General features: G+C 67.0%; 18 protein-coding genes and 1 pseudogene. 14 read left to right on the top strand and 5 right to left on the bottom strand.

The genetic code is table 11. The features are described 5' to 3' along the window. Nucleotides 1–23: 23 nt before the first annotated feature. From PCK14_RS03640 to PCK14_RS03630, 3 genes and pseudogenes are all read left to right on the top strand, one after another. Nucleotides 24–2,279, top strand: a pseudogene (locus tag PCK14_RS03640) (gluconokinase, GntK/IdnK-type). A gap of 49 nt (nucleotides 2,280–2,328) precedes the next feature. Next, nucleotides 2,329–2,658, top strand: coding sequence for an ArsR/SmtB family transcription factor (locus PCK14_RS03635; protein ID WP_269937105.1), 330 nt, complete (start codon nucleotides 2,329–2,331; stop codon nucleotides 2,656–2,658). Beyond that, entirely contained in the window at nucleotides 2,658–3,371 is a 714-nt protein-coding gene (locus PCK14_RS03630; RefSeq protein ID WP_269937104.1) for a cation transporter, read from the top strand. The genes PCK14_RS03635 and PCK14_RS03630 overlap by 1 nt, the downstream gene beginning before the upstream one ends. A 59-nt stretch (nucleotides 3,372–3,430) precedes the next feature. On the opposite strand, the gene PCK14_RS03625 is transcribed toward PCK14_RS03630, so the two are convergent. The 4 genes from PCK14_RS03625 to PCK14_RS03610 are packed head-to-tail and all read right to left on the bottom strand — an operon-like array spanning nucleotide 3,431 to nucleotide 7,644. Continuing rightward, on the bottom strand, nucleotides 3,431–4,252 hold the full coding sequence (locus tag PCK14_RS03625; RefSeq protein ID WP_269937103.1) for a carbohydrate ABC transporter permease: 822 nt from the start codon (nucleotides 4,250–4,252) through the stop codon (nucleotides 3,431–3,433). Beyond that, nucleotides 4,252–5,196: a carbohydrate ABC transporter permease gene (locus tag PCK14_RS03620; protein WP_269937102.1), complete on the bottom strand. Its 945-nt coding sequence runs from the start codon at nucleotides 5,194–5,196 to the stop codon at nucleotides 4,252–4,254. Before PCK14_RS03620 ends, PCK14_RS03625 begins: the two co-directional genes overlap by 1 nt. Next, nucleotides 5,186–6,556, bottom strand: coding sequence for a sugar ABC transporter substrate-binding protein (locus PCK14_RS03615; RefSeq protein ID WP_269937101.1), 1,371 nt, complete (start codon nucleotides 6,554–6,556; stop codon nucleotides 5,186–5,188). The genes PCK14_RS03620 and PCK14_RS03615 overlap by 11 nt, the downstream gene beginning before the upstream one ends. Further along, nucleotides 6,556–7,644: a zinc-dependent alcohol dehydrogenase gene (locus tag PCK14_RS03610; RefSeq protein WP_269937100.1), complete on the bottom strand. Its 1,089-nt coding sequence runs from the start codon at nucleotides 7,642–7,644 to the stop codon at nucleotides 6,556–6,558. The genes PCK14_RS03615 and PCK14_RS03610 overlap by 1 nt, the downstream gene beginning before the upstream one ends. Nucleotides 7,645–7,778: 134 nt before the next feature. Here PCK14_RS03610 and PCK14_RS03605 point away from each other — a divergent pair, with 134 nt between their 5' ends. The 10 genes from PCK14_RS03605 (at nucleotide 7,779) to PCK14_RS03560 (ending at nucleotide 17,265) form a co-directional block, all read left to right on the top strand. Next, entirely contained in the window at nucleotides 7,779–8,546 is a 768-nt protein-coding gene (locus PCK14_RS03605; RefSeq protein WP_269937099.1) for a FadR/GntR family transcriptional regulator, read from the top strand. Between the two features lie 103 nt (nucleotides 8,547–8,649). Beyond that, on the top strand, nucleotides 8,650–9,201 hold the full coding sequence (locus PCK14_RS03600) for a gluconokinase (protein WP_269937098.1): 552 nt from the start codon (nucleotides 8,650–8,652) through the stop codon (nucleotides 9,199–9,201). Beyond that, nucleotides 9,194–9,688, top strand: coding sequence for a redox-sensitive transcriptional activator SoxR (soxR, locus tag PCK14_RS03595; RefSeq protein WP_269937097.1), 495 nt, complete (start codon nucleotides 9,194–9,196; stop codon nucleotides 9,686–9,688). The genes PCK14_RS03600 and soxR overlap by 8 nt, the downstream gene beginning before the upstream one ends. A gap of 143 nt (nucleotides 9,689–9,831) precedes the next feature. Beyond that, on the top strand, nucleotides 9,832–10,347 hold the full coding sequence (locus PCK14_RS03590) for a flavin reductase family protein (protein ID WP_269937096.1): 516 nt from the start codon (nucleotides 9,832–9,834) through the stop codon (nucleotides 10,345–10,347). A 307-nt stretch (nucleotides 10,348–10,654) separates the two neighbouring features. Continuing rightward, on the top strand, nucleotides 10,655–12,001 hold the full coding sequence (locus tag PCK14_RS03585; protein ID WP_269937095.1) for a hemolysin family protein: 1,347 nt from the start codon (nucleotides 10,655–10,657) through the stop codon (nucleotides 11,999–12,001). Beyond that, nucleotides 11,998–13,056 carry a hemolysin family protein gene (locus PCK14_RS03580; protein ID WP_269937094.1) on the top strand — a complete coding sequence of 353 codons (1,059 nt, stop codon included), beginning with the start codon at nucleotides 11,998–12,000 and terminating at the stop codon, nucleotides 13,054–13,056. Before PCK14_RS03585 ends, PCK14_RS03580 begins: the two co-directional genes overlap by 4 nt. Nucleotides 13,057–13,131: 75 nt before the next feature. Beyond that, entirely contained in the window at nucleotides 13,132–14,061 is a 930-nt protein-coding gene (locus PCK14_RS03575) for a metal ABC transporter solute-binding protein, Zn/Mn family (protein WP_269937093.1), read from the top strand. After that, nucleotides 14,058–14,912 (top strand): metal ABC transporter ATP-binding protein, encoded by an 855-nt coding sequence (locus PCK14_RS03570; RefSeq protein ID WP_269937092.1) that lies wholly within the window; start codon nucleotides 14,058–14,060, stop codon nucleotides 14,910–14,912. Before PCK14_RS03575 ends, PCK14_RS03570 begins: the two co-directional genes overlap by 4 nt. Continuing rightward, nucleotides 14,909–15,784, top strand: coding sequence for a metal ABC transporter permease (locus PCK14_RS03565; RefSeq protein ID WP_269937091.1), 876 nt, complete (start codon nucleotides 14,909–14,911; stop codon nucleotides 15,782–15,784). Before PCK14_RS03570 ends, PCK14_RS03565 begins: the two co-directional genes overlap by 4 nt. Nucleotides 15,785–15,816: 32 nt before the next feature. Beyond that, nucleotides 15,817–17,265: a lipase maturation factor family protein gene (locus tag PCK14_RS03560; protein ID WP_269937090.1), complete on the top strand. Its 1,449-nt coding sequence runs from the start codon at nucleotides 15,817–15,819 to the stop codon at nucleotides 17,263–17,265. 7 nt (nucleotides 17,266–17,272) lie between these two features. Here the strand turns inward: PCK14_RS03560 and PCK14_RS03555 are convergent, their stop codons facing one another. Then, nucleotides 17,273–17,680, bottom strand: coding sequence for a Fur family transcriptional regulator (locus PCK14_RS03555; RefSeq protein ID WP_269937089.1), 408 nt, complete (start codon nucleotides 17,678–17,680; stop codon nucleotides 17,273–17,275). Between the two features lie 125 nt (nucleotides 17,681–17,805). Here PCK14_RS03555 and PCK14_RS03550 point away from each other — a divergent pair, with 125 nt between their 5' ends. Further along, on the top strand, nucleotides 17,806–18,462 hold the full coding sequence (locus PCK14_RS03550; RefSeq protein ID WP_269937088.1) for an MBL fold metallo-hydrolase: 657 nt from the start codon (nucleotides 17,806–17,808) through the stop codon (nucleotides 18,460–18,462). Nucleotides 18,463–18,472: the final 10 nt, after the last annotated feature.

Raw genomic sequence — 18,472 nt, 5'->3', positions numbered from 1 at the left:
CACACAAGCAGCACATTGTGGTGATGGGAGTCTCCGGCTGCGGCAAGACGACGATCGGCGCCCTCGTGGCGCGCGAGCTCGGCCTGCCGTTCACGGACGGGGACTCCCTCCACCCGGTGGAAAACATTGCCAAAATGGCCGCCGGCACGCCCCTTGACGACGCCGACCGGGCACCCTGGCTGGAAATCGTCGGCCGGGAACTCGCCTCCTCGGCCAACGGGCTCGTGGTGGCCTGCTCGGCGCTGAAACGCTCCTACCGAGACGCCATCCGCGCCCAGGCGCCGGGGGCTGTGTTCCTGCACCTGGACGGCAGCCGCGAGGTGCTGGGGTCCCGCCTCGAGGGCCGTTCCGGGCACTTCATGCCTGCCACGCTGCTCGATTCGCAGCTGGCCACGCTTGAACCACTCGAGGCCGACGAGGCCGCCGTGGTGATTGACATTTCGGCGCCGGTTGCCGCCTTGGTGGGCGACGCCGTCGTGCGCATCCAGCAGCGCCACTAGAGACACCATTTACCCAGGAACCAAGGAGTTTCAATGCCGTACGCCGTTGACATGACCGCCGCACCGTTCAATCTTGATGCCGCAGCCGTCGAGTGGGTGGAGTCGACCATCGCGTCGATGAGCCTGGAAGAGAAGATCGGCCAGCTGTTCATCAACCACAACAACAGCTACGAGCCGGAGTACCTGGACGGGGTGCTGGAAAACTTCCACGTGGGCGGCATGCGCTACCGGCCCGGGCCCTCGGCGGCCGTGCAGGCGCACATCCGCCACGCCCAGTCGAAGACCAAGATCCCGCTGCTCATTGCATCCAACCCGGAAATGGGCGGTGCCGGCAGCTGCGACGACGGCACCTTTGTCTCCACGCACCTGCAGGCCGGATCGCACCCGGACAAGGCCATCGCACGCCAGATGGGCCAAATTGCGGGCATTGAAACTGCGGCACTGGGCTGCAACTGGGCCTTTGCCCCGATTGTGGACATCCACTACAACTGGCGCAACACGGTCATCTCCACGCGGGCCTTCGGCAACACGCCAGAGGTGGTGGTGGAACGGGCCAAGGAGTACTTCGACGGCATCAGCGAGTCTCCCACCGCCTGCGCCATGAAGCACTTCCCGGGCGACGGCATCGACGAGCGGGACCAGCACGTTGTCACCTCCTACAACACCCTCGGCTACGAGGAGTGGAACCGCACATACGGGCATGTGTACCGCGAAATGATCGGCCACGGCGTGCAGTCCATCATGGCCGGTCACATCGGCGCCCCGGCCCTGTCCCGCCGCTTCCGCCCGGAACTGGCCGACGGCGACATTCTTCCCGCCACGCTGGCCCCGGAACTCCTTGGGGAGCTGCTGCGCGGCGAGCTTGGCTTCAACGGGCTCATCCTGACCGACGCGTCGCAGATGATCGGCATGACCCAGGCCATGAAGCGCCGGGACCTGGTGCCGGCCGCCATCGCTGCCGGCTGTGACATGTTCCTGTTCTTCCGCAACCCTGCCGAGGACTTTGGCTTCATGCTGGATGGCTACCGCAACGGGGTCATCACCGAGGAGCGCCTGCAGGACGCCCTGCGCAGGATCCTGGCCCTGAAGGCCTCGCTGGGCCTGCACCTGGCGGACCGCTCGGAGCTGGTTCCGGCCGTGGATGCGCTGGCCGTGATCGGCTCCGCCGAACACCGCGCCATTGCCGCCGAGATCGCCGACAAGACAGTGACCCTGGTCAAGGACACGCAGAACAACCTGCCGTTGACGCCGGCAACGCACAAGAAAATCCGCCTGTATGGCATCTCCGGCGGATCCGACTTCACCATGGCTGACCCGCTGGGCTACCTTGACGTTGTGGCCCAAGAATTGGAACGGGTGGGCTTTGAGGTCCACATCTTCAAGACGGCGGAGCAGCGCAAGGCGGCGGGGGAGGAGGGCGTGAACTTCATGTCCGTCATCTCCGACGAGGCCACGGCCGACTACCCCGAGAAGTATGACGCCGCGCTGGTGGTTGCCAACGTGAAGGGTTTTGCCCAGGAGGCGGCCATCCGCGTCAAGTGGTCCTCGCCCATGGCCGCCGAGATCCCCTGGTACGTCACCGAGGTGCCCACCGTGTTTGTCTCGCTCAACCAACCCAACCACCTCATCGACGTGCCCATGGTCAAGACGGCCATCCACGCCCATGCCGACACCCGCGAGGCCATCCGGGTCACGGTGGACAAGATCCAGGGCCTCTCCGAATTCCAGGGCACGTTCAACGAGAACGTTTTCTGCAATTCCTTCGACACGAGGCTCTAGGCCAAGTTCACGATTCCCTGAATACAGAAAATTCTGTACAGTTGGGGGCATGGAAACAGCAGTGCATTCAGCCGTCCTGGGCCGCTTTGGCCATGCCCTCTCGGATCCCAAGCGGGCCCGGATCCTGCTGACTCTGCGGGATGCCCCGGCGTACCCCTCGGAACTGGCCGAGGCCCTGGGCATCAGCCGCCAGAGCCTGTCCAACAACCTGGCTTGCCTGCGCGGCTGCGGGCTGGTGGTGGCCGTGCCGGAGGGCAGGCGCACCCGCTATGAGTTGGCGGATGCGAAGATCGGGCACGCCCTGGCGGACCTGCTTGAGGTGGTGCTGGCAGTGGACCCGGAGCACTGCGCGGCATCGGCGACGGACGGCTGCTGCTGATGGCCGCCACCGCCCTGCCGGCAACGGCCGTACCTGGGGCTGAGCGCCGCCGCATCCTGAACCGGCGCATCCGCTGGTTCGTCGGCGCCACCATCGCCTACAACGTCATTGAGGCCGTCGTGGCCCTGTCCGCAGGTGCCGTTGCCTCCTCCAGCGCGCTCGTTGGCTTCGGGCTGGACTCCATTGTTGAAGTCTCCTCCGCGGCCGCGGTTGCCTGGCAGTTCAGCGCCCGCGACCCCGAGACCCGCGAGAAAAAAGCCCTGCGGATCATTGCCATCTCCTTCTTTGGGCTCGCTGCCATTGTCACGGCCGATGCCCTCGGCTCCCTGCTGACCGGCAGGGAAGCCAGCCACTCCACGGTGGGCATCGTCCTGGCCGCTGCCAGCCTGGCCATCATGCCTGTGCTTTCATGGGCGCAGCGCCGGGCCGGCCGCGAACTGGGCTCCCGTTCCGCCGTGGCCGATTCCAAGCAGACGTTGCTGTGCACCTACCTGTCCGCCGTGCTCCTTGTGGGCCTGCTCCTGAACAGCGTGCTCGGCTGGTCGTGGGCCGACCCCATCGCCGCCCTGATGATTGCCGGCGTCGCGGTCAAGGAGGGCCTGGACGCCTGGCGCGGCGATGCCTGCTGCGCCCCTGTGGCACACCAGGCCGTGCCGGCGGCCGAGGAGGCGGATGGCTGTGCCTGCTGCGCGGACCCGGCGCCAGGAAAGTGAAAAAGAGGGCCGGGTCCGATCAATGATCGGACCCGGCCCTCAGCGTTCCTGACGGGAAGCTAGCCTTTGAAGGCGCCGTCTGCGGCGCCCTGGACCACCCAGCGCTGGGAGATGTAGTAGACAACCAGCACCGGGATGGCGGACAACACGGCGCCTGCCATGATGGGGCCGTACTGCTGCACGTCGCCCGTGCTCATGTGCTGCAGGGCAACCGGCGCCGTCATGACACCCTGGCCTTTGACGAAGGTCAATGCCAGGAACAGCTCGCCCCACGCCATCATGAACGCCAGCGAGGCCGCCGTGGCCAGCGCCGGGGCGGAGACCGGGAGCAGGATGCTGACAAGCGTGCGCATCTTGGAGGCGCCGTCGATCGAGGCGGCCTCCTCCAGGTCGCGCGGGAACTCGCGGAAGTGGCCCAGGATCAGCCACGTGCACAGCGGCACTGCGAAGGTCAGGTACACCAGGACCAGGCCCTGCAGGGTGTCCGCCAGCCCCAGGTTTCCCACCACCACGCTCAGCGGGATGAACAGCAGCACCATGGGCGTCAGGTAGCTCATGAGGATCAGCTGGCTGGCGGCATTGCGGCCGGGGAACTTGAACCTGGCAATGGCGTACGCCGCCAGCACGCCCAGGATCATGGCCAGCAGGGTCGTGGCCAGGGCCACGATGAGGCTGTTGCCAATGTTGACCAGGAAGTGGTCGTTGAAGAGGACCTTGGCGTAGTTGTCCAGGCTGGTCCGCTCCGGCAGCCAGGATGGCGTCCGGTAGATGGCCGAGCGCGGCTTCAGCGACACAATGATCATGTAGTAGACAGGCGGCACCACGAGGATGGCAAGAAATGCCATGCCAAGCACGGTGGCCAGGCGGCCCCGTTTTTGCATTAGATTTCCTTCTTTCGGCGGCTGAGCAACATGATGAACAGCGCCATGACGGGCAGGATCACCACGGCGTAGGCTGCTGCCTGCCCCAACTGGCGGCTCTGCAGGCTCAGGAATGACAGCACGGGGAACGTCATGGTGGTGGTTGACGGCCCGCCCTGGGTCATGAGCCAGATGTTTTCGAAGCCGTTCGCCGTCCAGATCGCGGAGATGACGGCAACGACGGCGACTGTGGAACGGATTTGCGGCACGGTGATGTGGACAAACTGCTGCCAGGCCGACGCTCCGTCCATGCGGGCGGCCTCGTACAGCTCCTTCGGGATGGTCTGCAGTGCAGCCAGGATGGAGATGGCCCAGAACGGGAAGCCGCGCCACACGGTGGCCAGCACCACTGAGACGCGTGCCCAGTCGGGGTCGCTGAGGAACGGGACGGGGCTGGTGAACGTTTCCAGGGCCACGTTGATGGCGCCGTACGGCGACTCAAACATCAGGCGCAAGCCCATGAAGGCCACGAAGCCCGGCATGGCCCACGGCAACATGACCAGCAGGCGCCACAAGTTCCGGCCCGGCATGGGGCGGTTCAGGACAACTGCCACCACTGTGCCCAGCACGAGCTTCAGGAGCAGTGAAACGCCGACGATCAACACCAGGTTGGCAGCCGCGGACAGGAATCCGGAGTCCGTGGCGAGCCGCGTGTAGTTCTCAATGCCGATGAACCGGCCGGGGGAGCCCACCATCCTGTCCGTGAAGCTGTACCAGATGGAGGAGATGGTGGGGTAGCCGATGAGGATGGCGATGACGGCCACTGCCGGAATCACCAGCAGCAGGCCAAGCCTGGCCTCCTTGCCGGCCGCCACGGGCTTGCGGGGCCGTCGCGCGGTGCCCGCAGTTGCTGCCGGGGCCTTGGCGCCGGCAGCAACTGCGTCCTGTTCAGTCCTAGCCTGCATGCTGGCTGTAGATCTTCTGGCAGGAGGCCTGGGCTTCGGCCATGGCCTTGTCAATGGCGACCTTGTCCACGAGCACCCGCTGGACCATGCGCGGGGTGGAGAAGGCGTTCTGGTAGTCGGAGTAGGCTGCGTTGGCCGTGTCGGGGAAGGCCGGGGCGGTGCCCTTTTCAGCCTGTTCCAGCAGGCCCGCGTGGACGGGGCTGTCGGTGAAGACGGGGTAGTCAAGCTGCGATTTCAGGACCGGGCCGTACGTTGCGTTTTCCATGAAACTGGCCATGTAGGTGTCATCGGCCAGGGTTTCAAACAGGTCCTGCGCCAGGATCTTGCCGGCCTCGGAGGTGCTGCTGGGGACCACGCGGTAGCGCGGGTCCACGGGGGCAACCTGTCCGGACGGGCCTGCGGGCAGGGCTGAGTAGGCACTGGACTCGGCCAGGTCGGGATCGTCCTTCTTCATGGACTGGTAGACGCTGCCGGTGTTGACGATGAACAGGGACTCGCCCGAGGTGAAGGAGTTGTTGTCCCCGGCACCGTCCCAGGTGACGGCCGACGGCGGGAACTGCCCGGCGTCGAACGCGCCCTTGATCCAGCCCAGGAAGTTGGCGGTCTCGGGGCTGTCAATGGTGCACTTCTGGCCGGCGTCGTCGGCCACGCGGCCGCCGAAGGACTGCATCATGGAGGTGGTCAGGTTGCCGTCCAGGACGTTGGAGAGTGCAAAGCCCATGCCATAGGTGGAGGGCGGGTCCTGGGTTGCCTTGGACTGGGCCAGCAGCTCGTCCCAGGTCTTCGGCGGGGTGGTGAAGCCCTTCTCCTTGAGCAGGTCCGCGCGGCTGAACAGCACGTTGCCGAAGAAGCCGAAAGGAACGCCGTAGACCTTTCCGCCAAAGCTCTTGGCGTTGGTGGCGGCGTCAATGGAGTCCAGCCAGCCGCCATGTGCCCCGCCCACAGCTGCGTAGGTCTCGGGAACCGGTGTGAGCTGGTTTGCTGTGGCCATGGTGGACATGAGGTCGTAGGGCACCGTCATAGCGGTGGGCAGCGACTTGGCCTCGATGGCGCCGGAGGTCTGCTGGACAACCTCGTTCTGGTTGACCTTGACGATGTCGGTCTTGATGCCGAGGTTGTCGCCCCAGGCTTTGATGCGGGCGGCTTCAAGCTCGTTGCTGGATTCCGGGAACGTCAGCCCAATCCAATAGCTGAACGTGCCCTGGAAGTCCTTGGCGGCCTGCGCCACCTCGGCTGAGGGGGCGCCCAGCCCGTCCGCGGCGACGGCGTCGTCACCGTTTCCTGCCGTGGAGCATCCCGTTGCCAGCAGTGAAAGTGCCGCCAGGACGCCAAGTCCCTTGATTTTCCGTGAGTGACGCATCATTGTGTCCTTTTGCTCGTTGTGGTCGGTGATGAAGTGTTCTCGGTGAAGTGGATGTGGACCTTCAGGGGGGCCTCGCCCGCCGCAGGCGCCGCAAAGGCGCCCAGGATCTCGCCGAAGGGGACGGTTTGCTCCACCAGCCAGGAAATGTCCAGCCGGTGCTCAAGGAGGAAGTCCAGGGCCGGTGCCAGCCCGCCGGCAAAGCGCAGCGTTGAGGTGACCCAGGATTCGGACTGTGAAATGTGCTTGAACGAGATGCCGGACCCCGCGGGGAGGTTGCCCACCAGCACAACCCGGCCGCTTCCCGGGCGCGCAGCCTTCAGGGCGGCTTCAACGCCGGCGGGGTGGCCCGAGGCGTCAAAGACCACGTCAAAGTTGCCGCCGCCGGCAAGGTGGGCGGCCAGTTCGGCCGTGGTCAGGCCGTTGTCCGCGCCGTGCTCGACGGCGGTGCGCGCGCGGCGGCTGCTGACGTCGGCGACCGTGACGGTGGCAGCCCCCAGGGCCCGGGCCGCCAGCGCCGTCAGCTGCCCGATCGCGCCGCCGCCGACCACCAGCACCGAGGCGTCGGCAACCGCCGTCTTCCTTGCCGCGTGCAGGGCAACTGCCATGGGTTCAAGCAGGGCCCCTTCGGCCAGGGAGATGCCCTCGGGCAGCGGCAGGACGTGGCTCGCGGGGAGGATCAGGTACTCCTGCAGCGCGCCGTCGCGGTGCGGGTTGACGGCGGCGGAACCCAGGTAGCGGGTCTGCCGGCACAGGTTGTCGAAGCCGGAGCTGCACTGCTCGCAGCTTCCGCAGGAAAGGCTGGGGACCAGGGCCACGGCGGTTCCCTCGGCCGGGCCGGACACGCCGGGGCCAAGTTCTGCGACGGTTCCGCTGGCCTCGTGGCCCATGACGAAGGGCTCCTGGACGGTGTAGGCGGCCGTGCCGTTGAAGTAGGCGGTGTCCGAGCCGCAGATGCCCACGGAGTGGACTTTCACCAGCACCTCGCCGGCTCCCGGCGTGGGGCGACCGCGGCGCTGTATCTGCAGCAGACCGGGGCCGGAGAGCACGGCTGCGGCCTGGCTGGATGTTGTTGGGGTAGGTGGCATGAGTCACAAACTATCCCCGAACCTATAAGCCTGTCAACCTATATGACAGGCATAAAGGGCACCGCTATGATGAGGTGGTGGAATTGGTCCACAGCCATCATGCGCCGATGCGGGCGCCGTTTCGAGGGGGATGCGTGCACACGCCATTGACTCGCACCAAGCTGAGCCTGCAGATTTTCGACGCCATGATTGCCCACATCGTCGAGGATGACCTGCAGCCCGGCAGCGCCCTGCCCTCGACGGCCACGCTCTGTGAGCAGTTTGCAACGAGCCGTCCCGTGGTTCGGGAGGCCCTCAGTGCCCTGGAGGCGGTGGGCCTCGTGGAGGTCCACAACGGCCGCAACGCCGTGGTCAAGGAACTAGACGGCCACCTCATCAAGATGTTCCTGTCCCGGGTCCTGCACAACAACCAGCGCCCCCTGACGGACATGATGGACGTGCGCATCCCGCTGGAAATCCAGGCCGCACGGCTAGCGGCGCAACGGGCCACCGGCGGCGACTTTGAGGTGCTCGACGGCCTGATGGCCCAAATGGACGACGCCCTGCTGGACACGGAGGGCTACCCCGCGCTCGACATTGCCTTCCACATGGCAATCGCCCGCGCCACCGGCAACGGCGCCCTCGAATGGTTCAGCGAAGCATTGCGCACCGAGCTGACCACCGTCATGGTTGAGGTGCGCCGCTACCGTGAAGTGCACGACCTGGTGGGCGATGAGCAGCAGCAGCACCGCCGGATTGCCGAGGCCATCCGGGCCGGCGACGCCGATGCCGCCGAGGCCGCCATGCGCGAGCACATGAAATCCTCCGAGGGCTACGTGCGGATGATCGAGGAATCGTTCCTCGAGGCGGGGGAGCCGGCCCTGCGCACCATCCTGGCCGGGCGCGCCCGCAACCAGCCCTGAGGTCAGTCCCCGGCACCGGATTGTGAACCGCAAGCGGTGCCGTGTTGCCGCCCGGGCGGGCCCCGTGGGGTGATCTGCGTCAACCTTTGGTATACAAGAGGACATGACTTCCTCTGAATCCGCAGCTGCTTCCCCCGCGCCGAAATCCACAGTGACCCGTGTTGTGGTCATGGGCGTCTCCGGGGCAGGCAAGAGCACCATCGGCACCCTCGTGGCGGACGCCATGAACTTCCCGTTCGTGGATGCCGATTCCCTGCACCCGCTGGAAAACATCCGCAAGATGGCCGCCGGCACGCCGCTGACCGACGAGGACCGCTGGCCCTGGCTGGACCTGGTGGGACACGAGCTGGCCAACACGCAGGCCCGCGGAATTGTGGTGGCCTGCTCGGCCCTGAAGCGGCGGTACCGCGACGCCATCCGCGTCCAGGCCCCGGACACTGTCTTCCTGCACCTGGACGGATCGCTGGAGGTGCTCAGCTCCCGCCTCGAGGGCCGCTCCGGCCACTTCATGCCGCCCAAGCTCCTGGCCTCCCAGCTGGATGCGCTGGAACCGCTGGAAGGCGACGAGTCCGCCGTCGTGGTTGACATTTCCGCCACCATGGCCGAGATCCTGGACCATTCCGTGGCCGGGATTCGCGCCATTACCCGTGACTAGCACCGGCTCCCCGGAGCCCGCGTACGACGCCGGGACCGGGCACCGCGCGCAGGAGGCGCTGAGCGTGGGCCAGGTTGCCCAGCGCGGCGGCGTCACGGTCTCCGCCCTGCATTTCTATGAGCGCCAGGGCCTGATCAACAGCACCCGCACCTCCGGCAACCAGCGCCGCTACGAGCGCTCCGTGCTGCGCCGGGTCGCGGTGATCCGGGCCGCGCAGCGCGCCGGCATCCCGCTCTCGCTTGTCGCGTCAGTGTTTGGTGAACTCCCCGAGCACGGCGTCCCCACGCAGGCCGACTGGCAGCGATTGTCCGAGCACTGGCAGGCGGAACTGGACGCCCGGATTGCCGCCCTGCAAAAGCTGCGCGGCAGCCTGGGCGGCTGCATCGGCTGCGGCTGCCTGTCGCTGGCCGAGTGCGGATTTGTGAACCCCGACGACGAGGTGGCCGGACAGGGCCCCGGCGCCCGCGCCTTCGACGGGGCGCTGTAGCCGGCAGGCTCCGGAGCTTCCGCCTCCGGCGCCGGTGTGAGAGGCGTCATGGCCGCCCGGTTTGACCTCAACTATTGTTGAGGTTCTAGAGTCAGGGGGGATCCTGCCACGGGGCGGGACACGGTGAGAGGATATTTTTGGCCATGACAGTGCAGGCAGCGCCCGGACTGACCGCGGATTTCAAGGCAGCCTTTGGTGGCCACCCCGCCGGCGTTGCCGTGATCACCGCCGACTCCGCAACGGGCCCCGTGGGCATCACGGCTTCCTCCGTGGCATCGGTCTCGGCCGAACCGCCCCTGCTGGCCTTCTCGCTCGCCGCCGCCAGCGGCTCCGCGGCCGCCATCGCCGTGGCCGGCACCGTTGTGGTGCACCTGCTGACCACCGCCGACCTTGGCCTTGCCCGCACCTTTGCCAGCTCCACGAGCGAGCGCTTCACGGAGTCCATGGCCTGGACCCGGCTCGAGGGCGGCGAACCCCTGCTCAACCACGGCGGATTTGCCCTGCGCTGCGCCATCCTGAGCCGCACGCCGGCCGGCGGCTCCCTGCTCCTGGCCGCCCAGGTGCTGGACATCATTGCCCCGGACGCGGCCGGTGAACCGCTGGTCTACCACAGCCGGAATTTCCATGCCCTGGGCGGCCACAGCATCCTCGCCGGCTAGGAAGTACCCGGCAAATTCCCAGCTGACGTTCACCTTTGCGCCGCGCTTCCTCCGCAGGGCGGCGGAGGCGCTGGGGTAGACTGAAAATCCTATGGAAAGTAAATCTAGGGGCCGGCGCACCAGCCTGCGGGGCAGTCAATCTGCCTCCTGCACGCACACTGCACATGCCGGCAAACCCCGCACACGTGACCACAGCCCTTCGACCCCCGCAGTGGCCGGCCCTGGCGCCGACCACCCCCCGCCGGCGGCCAACCCCCAAACCAGCGCAGCGCATTTGATCCTCGCCGGTACCAGGGGGGTGCAGTAAATGGAATGGATCCTCCTGGCCGCAGGCCTGTTGCTGATCCTTGGCACCGGATTCTTCGTTGCCGTTGAATTTGCCCTCGTGGCCCTTGACCAGTCCGCCGTTCAGCGCGCCGTCAACGAAGGCGACAAAGGTGCCGAGCCCCTGCTGCGCTGCCTGAAGTCCCTCTCCACCCAGCTCTCCAGCTGCCAGCTGGGCATTACCCTGACCACACTGCTGACAGGCTTCCTCATCGAACCCTCGCTCGGTGCCCTGCTTGCCACCCCCCTCGCCTCCCTGGGTGTCCCGGACGCCGCCGTCACCGGCGTCGCGCTGGCCATCTCCATGGTGGTGGCAACGCTGCTGTCCATGCTCATCGGTGAACTCGTGCCCAAGAACATGGCCATCGCCAAGGCCTTTGAAATTGGCAAGGCCGTGGCCCGGCCGCAGCTGATCTTCACCGCCGTGTTCAAGCCGGCAATCGTGGTCCTGAACGGATTCTCCAACAAGGTCCTGAACCTCTTTGGCATGGAAGCGAAGGAAGAAATCTCCGGCGCGCGATCGCCGTCGGAACTTGCCTCCCTGGTGCGCCGCTCGGCAGCCATGGGCACGCTCGACGCCGGCACCGCCACCTTCGTGGCGCGCACCCTGAGCTTCTCCGAGCGCACCGCCGCGGACGTCATGACGCCCCGCATGCGCGTGGAAACCATAGAAAGCACCAAGACAGTCGATGAGATCATCGACGCCGCCCGGCGCACCGGCTTCTCCCGCTTCCCCGTCATTGGTGAATCCGCGGACCAGGTGCTGGGCGTTGTCCACCTCAAGACGGCCGTGTCCATCCCGTTCCACAAGCGCCCCCGCATTGAGGTTGGCGCCATCATGACCGATGTGCTGCGCGTGCCTGAAACCGTCCACCTCGATGCGCTCATCCTTGAGCTGCGCGAGGGAAACCTGCAGATGGCAGTTGTCCAGGACGAATACGGCGGAACCGCCGGCGTCACCACGCTGGAGGATCTCGTGGAGGAAATCGTCGGTGAAGTCACCGACGAGCACGACCGCGTCAAGCCAGGCATCCTGCTGGGCGCCGACGGCACCTGGTTCTTCCCGGGCCTCATGCGCCCCGACGAGGTCTCCGAGCGCATCGGCCCGCTCAACGTCCCTGACGAGGCCGGCTATGAAACCGTGGGCGGCTTCATGATGGCCGAACTTGGCCGCATCGCCGCCGTCGGCGACACCGTGGAGGTCGAAGGAGGGCTGCTGGTGGTGGACCGGGTGGAAAAGCGCCGCGTTGACCGGATCCAGTTCATCCCTGCACCGGCCAAGGACGACGCCGGCCCGGCCGAAGACTCCAAGGAAGGTGGTTCCCTGTGAGCCCGTGGGCAGGAATAGCCTGGCTGGTGGTGCTGCTGCTGGGAAACGCCTTCTTTGTCGCCGCCGAGTTTGCCGTCATGACCGCGCGCCGCAGCCAGATCGAACCCCTGGCCGACGCCGGGTCCAAGCGCGCCAAGATCACCCTGGGCGCCATGGAAAATGTCTCCCTCATGCTGGCCTGTTCGCAGCTGGGCATCACGGTGTGTTCGCTGCTGATCCTGAACGTGGCCGAGCCCGCCATCCACCACCTGCTGGCGGAACCCATGCATGCGATCGGCATCGAGGACAACATTGCCGCCCCTGCGGCGTTCGTCATCACGCTGGCCCTGGTGACGTTCCTGCATGTGACCTTCGGTGAAATGGTGCCGAAGAACATGAGCGTTTCCGCCGCCGACAAGGCGGCCCTGCTGCTGGCCCCGCCCCTGGTGCTTGTCAGCAAGGTGGTGCGCCCCGTCATCGTGTCGCTGAACTGGACGGCCAACCACATTGTCCGGCTGTTCGGCATCACGCCCCAGGACGAGGTCTCCTCCAGCTACACGCTGGAAGAGGTGCAGTCCATCGTGGAGGAGTCCACGCGCAGCGGGCTGGTGGATGACCAGACAGGCCTGATCACCGGCGCCCTGGAATTCTCCTCCCAGACGGCACAGAGCATCATGGTGCCGCTGTCGGAGCTGGTGACCCTGCCGGCCGATTCCACCCCCGTGGACTTCGAGCACAAGGTGGGCAAGACCGGCTTCTCCAGGTTTGTCTTCACCGACGACGCCGGGACCCTGCTGGGCTACCTGCACCTGAAGGACGTGTTGCGGATTCCGCTGGAGCGCTACGAAATGCCCATTGGCGAGGGGCGCGTGCGCTCCATGGCGAACCTGTCCGCCGATGAGGAAATTGAGGATGTGCTGGCCACCATGCAGCGCACCGGCACCCACATGGCACGCGTGATCGACGGCGGCGGCCAGACCATGGGTGTCTTGTTCCTGGAGGACGTGATTGAGCAGCTTGTGGGCGAGATCCGCGACGCCACGCAGACCCACATCCAGGAGCGCAAGAAGGCTTGATGCGAATGATTCCCAATATGCGCTATGCTGGTCTTATTGGTAACAATTCTCATTAGCAAGCTGCAAAGGAATCACATGCTCTTCTCGCGCCGGACACTTCTTCTCACGGGTGCTGCCGCGGCCGCCGCCCTGGCACTCTCGGGTTGTTCCGGGGCCGGGGATGCGGCCCCGGCGGCGGCCGGCGCGGACGGGACCATTGCGGTGGTGGCTTCCACCAATGTCTACGGCGACATTGCCGCATTGATTGGTGGAAGCCACGTCACCGTGCACTCCATCATTTCCAAGGCCGGGGCCGATCCCCACGGCTACGAGGCCAATGCCCAGGACAAGCTGGCCGTGTCCAAGGCCCAGGTTGGCATTGAAAACGGCGGCGGCTACGACGACTTCTTCGGCCAGCTCGCCAAGGGCCAGCTGGACCCTGCCGAAACCATCAACGTCAGCGAACTCTCGGGCCTGGACACGGGTGACGGCTTCAACGAGCACGTCTGGTACTCACTGCCCACCATGACCAAGCTGGCAGATGACCTGGCCGGGCGCTTCAGCGCCCTGCGCCCGGAGCAGGCGGCCGATTTCACCAAGCAGGCCGACGCCTTCAAGGCCAAGGTCGCAGCGCTGGAATCCCGGCTCGCCGCCTTGAAGGAAAAGCACGACGGCGAGCCGGCTGCCATCACCGAGCCCGTCCCGCTCTACCTTCTCGAGCAGGCCGGGCTGGTCAACAAAACCCCCGACAAGTTCACCGAGGCCGTGGAAAACGGCAGCGACGTCCCCGCCGCAGTCCTGAAGGAAACCCTTGAGTTGATGGGCTCGGGCAAGCTGGACCTGCTGGCCTACAACGAGCAGACCGGCAGCCCGCAGACAGAAGAGGTGCGCGCAGCGGCAACGGCCGCCGGCGTCCCCGTGGCCGACTTCGCCGAAACCCTGCCCCAGGAAACCAGCTACATTGAGTGGATGGATACGAACGTTTCGAGCCTGGAAAAGGCGCTGCAGTCCCCGGCCGCCCCGTGAGTCCACTCCAAGGTGAGGCCCCCGCCGTCGTCAGCCTCAAGCGCGCCACCCTGAAATACGGTCCGCGCACCCTGTGGCAGGACCTCAACCTTGAGGTCCGCCCGGGTGAGTTCCTGGCCGTGCTGGGCGCCAATGGCAGCGGCAAGACCAGCTTCCTGAAAATCCTGCTGGGCCTGGCGCAGCTGAGCTCCGGGCAGGTCATGCTCGACGGGTCACCGGCCAAGCGCGGCAGCCGCACCATTGGCTACGTGCCCCAGCAAAAGAACTTTGCCCCCGACACCGCCCTGCGCGCCCGCGACCTCGTGGGACTGGGCGTTGACGGCGACAAGTGGGGCTTCCGCATCCGCGGCCGCGCCTACCGCAACAGGGTGGATGAACTGCTGGCTGCGGTGGGCGCCGAAAGCTACGGCCGCATCCCCGTGGGCATGCTCTCCGGCGGCGAGCAGCAGCGCCTGCGGATCGCCCAGGCCCTGGCCGCCAGCCCCAAGGTCCTGCTGTGCGACGAGCCGCTGCTCTCCCTGGACCTCAACCACCAAAAGGCCGTCAGTGCCCTGGTGGGTCGGCAGGCCAAGGAGAACGGGACCGCCGTCGTTTTTGTCACGCATGAGATCAACCCCATCCTGGAACACGTTGACCGGGTGCTGTACCTTGCCGGCGGCCGCTTCATGGTGGGCACCCCGGCCGAGGTCATGCGCACCGAGGTGCTCTCCGAGCTGTACGGCACGCGCGTGGAGGTGCTCAACATGGACGGCCGGCTCGTGGTGGTGGGGAGACCCGACACTGTCATTGACGGGCACGTCGCCGAACTGGAACTTGCCGCCGACCACGACCACGGGCAGGGGGCGGCATGAACTGGGCTGACTTTTCCGACGCCGTTTTCAACTTCTCCAACTACGGCGAACTGCTGCCGCTGTTCCGCGACACGCTGCTCGCCGGGGCCATCCTGGGCGTTGTCGGCGGGCTGATCGGCACCTTCGTCATGATGCGCGACCTCGCCTTCGCCGTGCATGGCATTGCCGAGCTCTCCTTTGCCGGCGCCGCCTTTGCGCTGCTGATTGGCGCCGACGTCATTTTCGGCTCGCTGGTGGGCTCCATCCTGGCGGCCCTGCTGCTGGGCGTCATGGGCGTGCGGGCCAGGGAGAAAAACTCCGTCATCGGCGTCATCATGCCCTTTGGCCTGGGACTGGGCATCTTGTTCCTGTCCCTCTACGAGGGGCGCTCGGCCAACAAGTTCGGGCTCCTCACAGGCCAGATTGTCTCGGTGGACGCCACCCAGCTATCCGTCCTGGCCGGCACCGCCCTGGTGGTGGTGGCCGGGCTTGCACTCATCTGGCGGCCGCTGACCTTTGCCAGCGCCGACCCGGACATTGCCACGGCACGCGGCGTGCCGGTGCGTGCCCTGTCGCTGGCGTTCATGTTCCTGCTGGGCATTGCCGTGGCGCTGTCCATCCAGGTGGTGGGTGCCCTGCTGGTGCTGGCCCTGCTCATCACCCCGGCGGCTGCGGCCCTGCAGGTCACCGCGGCCCCGCGCATGGTGGTGCTGCTGAGCGTGGCCTTCGCCATGATTGCCACCGTTGGCGGCATCATGCTGGCCCTGGGCGGCAGCATCCCGATCAGCCCGTACGTCACCACGCTGTCGTTTGTCATCTACGTGCTGTGCCGGGCGGCCGGTGCCTGGCGCCGCCGCCGGGGCTGGGCCGCGCGGCCAACCGTCGCAGCCTAGGCGGACCGGCCCTGAAGGGCTAGCGTTGAGCCATGGACTGGTTCGGGCCGGGCTGGCTTGATGCCGGCTGGCTGGGCAGCGCCAACTACGACGCCGCCCGGTTCGTCCTGCAGCGCGGGATCGCCGCCGTGTTCGTCATTGCGTTCGTCTCCAGCGCCCGCCAGTTCCCCGCCTTGCTGGGGGAGCGGGGCCTGCTGCCCACCCCGCGCAGGCCCGCGCCCGGCACGCATCCGCCGGTCCCGTCGCTCTTCCACTGGCGCTATTCGGACGCACTCCTGCGCACGCTGGCCTGGTCCGGGGCGGTGCTGGCCCTCACTGTGGTCCTGGGCCTGCCGCAGCTGGGCCCGCCGTGGCTGCCCATGCTCGTTTTCCTTGCCCTGTGGCTGGGGTACATGTCGATTGTCAACGCCGGCGGCACCTTTTATGGTTTTGGCTGGGAGATCCTGCTCCTGGAAGCCGGTTTCCTGGCCGCGTTCCTGGGCTCAAGCCAGAGCACGACGCCGGTCATCACCCTTTGGCTGTTCCGCTGGCTCGTGTTCCGGCTGGAGTTTGGCGCCGGCATGATCAAGATGCGCGGCGACCGTGTGTGGCGGGACCTCACGGCCCTGTATTACCACCATGAGACCCAGCCCATGCCCAACCCGCTCAGCTGGTTCTTCCACCACCTGCCCCGGCCCCTTCACAAGGTGGAGGTGCTGGGCAACCATGTGGCCCAGTTGTTTGTCCCGTTCCTGCTGTTCGCCCCGCAGCCCGTGGCCGCCTGGGCCGCGGCCGTGGTGGTGGCGACCCAGCTGTGGCTGGTCCTGTCCGGGAACTTTGCCTGGCTCAACGCCCTCACCCTGGTCCTGGCCGCCAGCGCCGTGGGCGACGACGCCCTGGCCGCACTCCTTCCCTGGGCCGTCCCAGCCGCGGGCGGCACCCAGCCGCCGGGGATGCCTTGGTGGCTGGCCGCCGTCGTCCTGGCCATGGGTCTGGCCATGCTGGTGCTGGCCTGGTGGCCGCTGCGGAACCTCTTCTCCCCGAACCAGCTCATGAACGCCAGCTTCAACAGGTGGCGGCTGGGGAACGCCTACGGTGCGTTCGGCTCCATCACCCGCGAGCGGCATGAGGTGGTGGTGGAGGGATGGGACGGGCAGGCCTGGCTCGAGTACGGCTTCCACGGCAAGCCGGGGCCGGTGGGCCGGATGCCGCGGCAGTTTGCCCCCTACCACCTGCGGCTGGACTGGATGATGTGGTTCCTGGCGCTGGGCCAGCCGGGCATGCACTGGTTCGCGCCGTTCCTGGGGAAGCTGCTGGCGGCCGATCCCGCCACGCTGCGCCTGCTGCGCCACGACCCCTTTGGCGGTGCCGCGCCGGAGATGGTGCGGGCGCGCGTGTTCGCCTACCGTTTCACCACGTGGCGCGAGCGGCGCGAGACGGGGGACTGGTGGGTCAGGGAATGGGTGGGCGACCTCGTGCCGGCCACGGCGTCAATGGGCTGAGCGCAGCCTACTTGGCCGAGCACTCCGGGCACAGGCCGAAGATCTCCACCGTGTGCTGGACCTGGGTGAAGCCGTTGGCCTTGGCAACGCGGGCCGCCCAGCTCTCCACCTCGGGGGCCTCGATCTCCACGGTTTTGCCGCAGTTGCGGCACAGCAGGTGGTGGTGGTGGCTCGTGGCGGAGCAGCGCCGGTACACGGCCTCTCCCTCGCCGTTGCGCAGCGTGTCCACCAGGCCCTCATCGGCCATGGAGGCCAGGATCCGGTAAGTGGTGGCCAGCGACACCCGTGTGCCCTGCTCGTGCAGCAGGCGGTGCAGCTCCTGCGTGCTGACAAAGTCGTCCAGCGTGTCCAGGGCAGCGCCGATGGCAACACGCTGCTTGGTGACGCGCTGCTCCTTCACCGGTGCATCAGACATGCCCGCAACCCACTTTCCACGCTTATGGTCCAGTCAACCAGCCTATCGCACCCGCCTGCACAAGGCGCTGCCCACGGCGCCGGACGGCCATGGCCAAGGCAGGGGAGCGGGCATAGGCTGGCACCATGCAGCTGAGCAAATACACCCACGCATGTGTCCGGCTCGAGCAGGACGGGCGGGTGATGGTCCTGGACCCGGGCGTTTTCTCGGAGGCGGCCCAGGCCCTGGCCGGCGCCGGTGCCGTGCTCATCACCCACGAACACCCCGACCACTACGACGCCGATGCCCTCACCGCCGCCCTCGCCGCCTCCCCGGACCTCGCGGTGCACGCACCGGCCGGCGTGGCCGCGGACCTGCGCTTGCGCGCGCCCGGAACTGCGGGGCGGATCCATGATGCCGCCCCGGGGGACAGTTTCACGGCAGCAGGCTTTTCCGTGCAGTGCTTTGGCGGACAGCACGCGCTGATCCACCCCTCCATCCCCGTGGTGGCGAACGTTGGCTACCTCGTGGAAGGCACGCTCTACCACCCGGGCGATTCACTCGTGGTTCCGCACGGCGTCACCGTGGGCACGCTGCTGGTCCCGGTGCATGCCCCGTGGTCCAAGGTGGCCGAGGTGGTGGACTTTGTGGTTTCGGTCCGCGCCCCGCACGCCTACCAAATCCACGACGGGCTGCTCAATGAGCAGGGCCTGGCGTTCACCGAGTCCCACATTGCGCGGATCGGCGGGCTGCACGGGGTCACCTTCGCGCACCTGGCCGTGGGCCAGGCCGTGCAGGTCTAGCGGCCCCGGG

The sequence above is a fragment of the Arthrobacter sp. HY1533 genome (genome assembly GCF_027568515.1).
In the GTDB taxonomy this organism is placed as follows: domain Bacteria; phylum Actinomycetota; class Actinomycetes; order Actinomycetales; family Micrococcaceae; genus Specibacter.
This window is presented reverse-complemented; position numbering and strand designations above follow the sequence as displayed.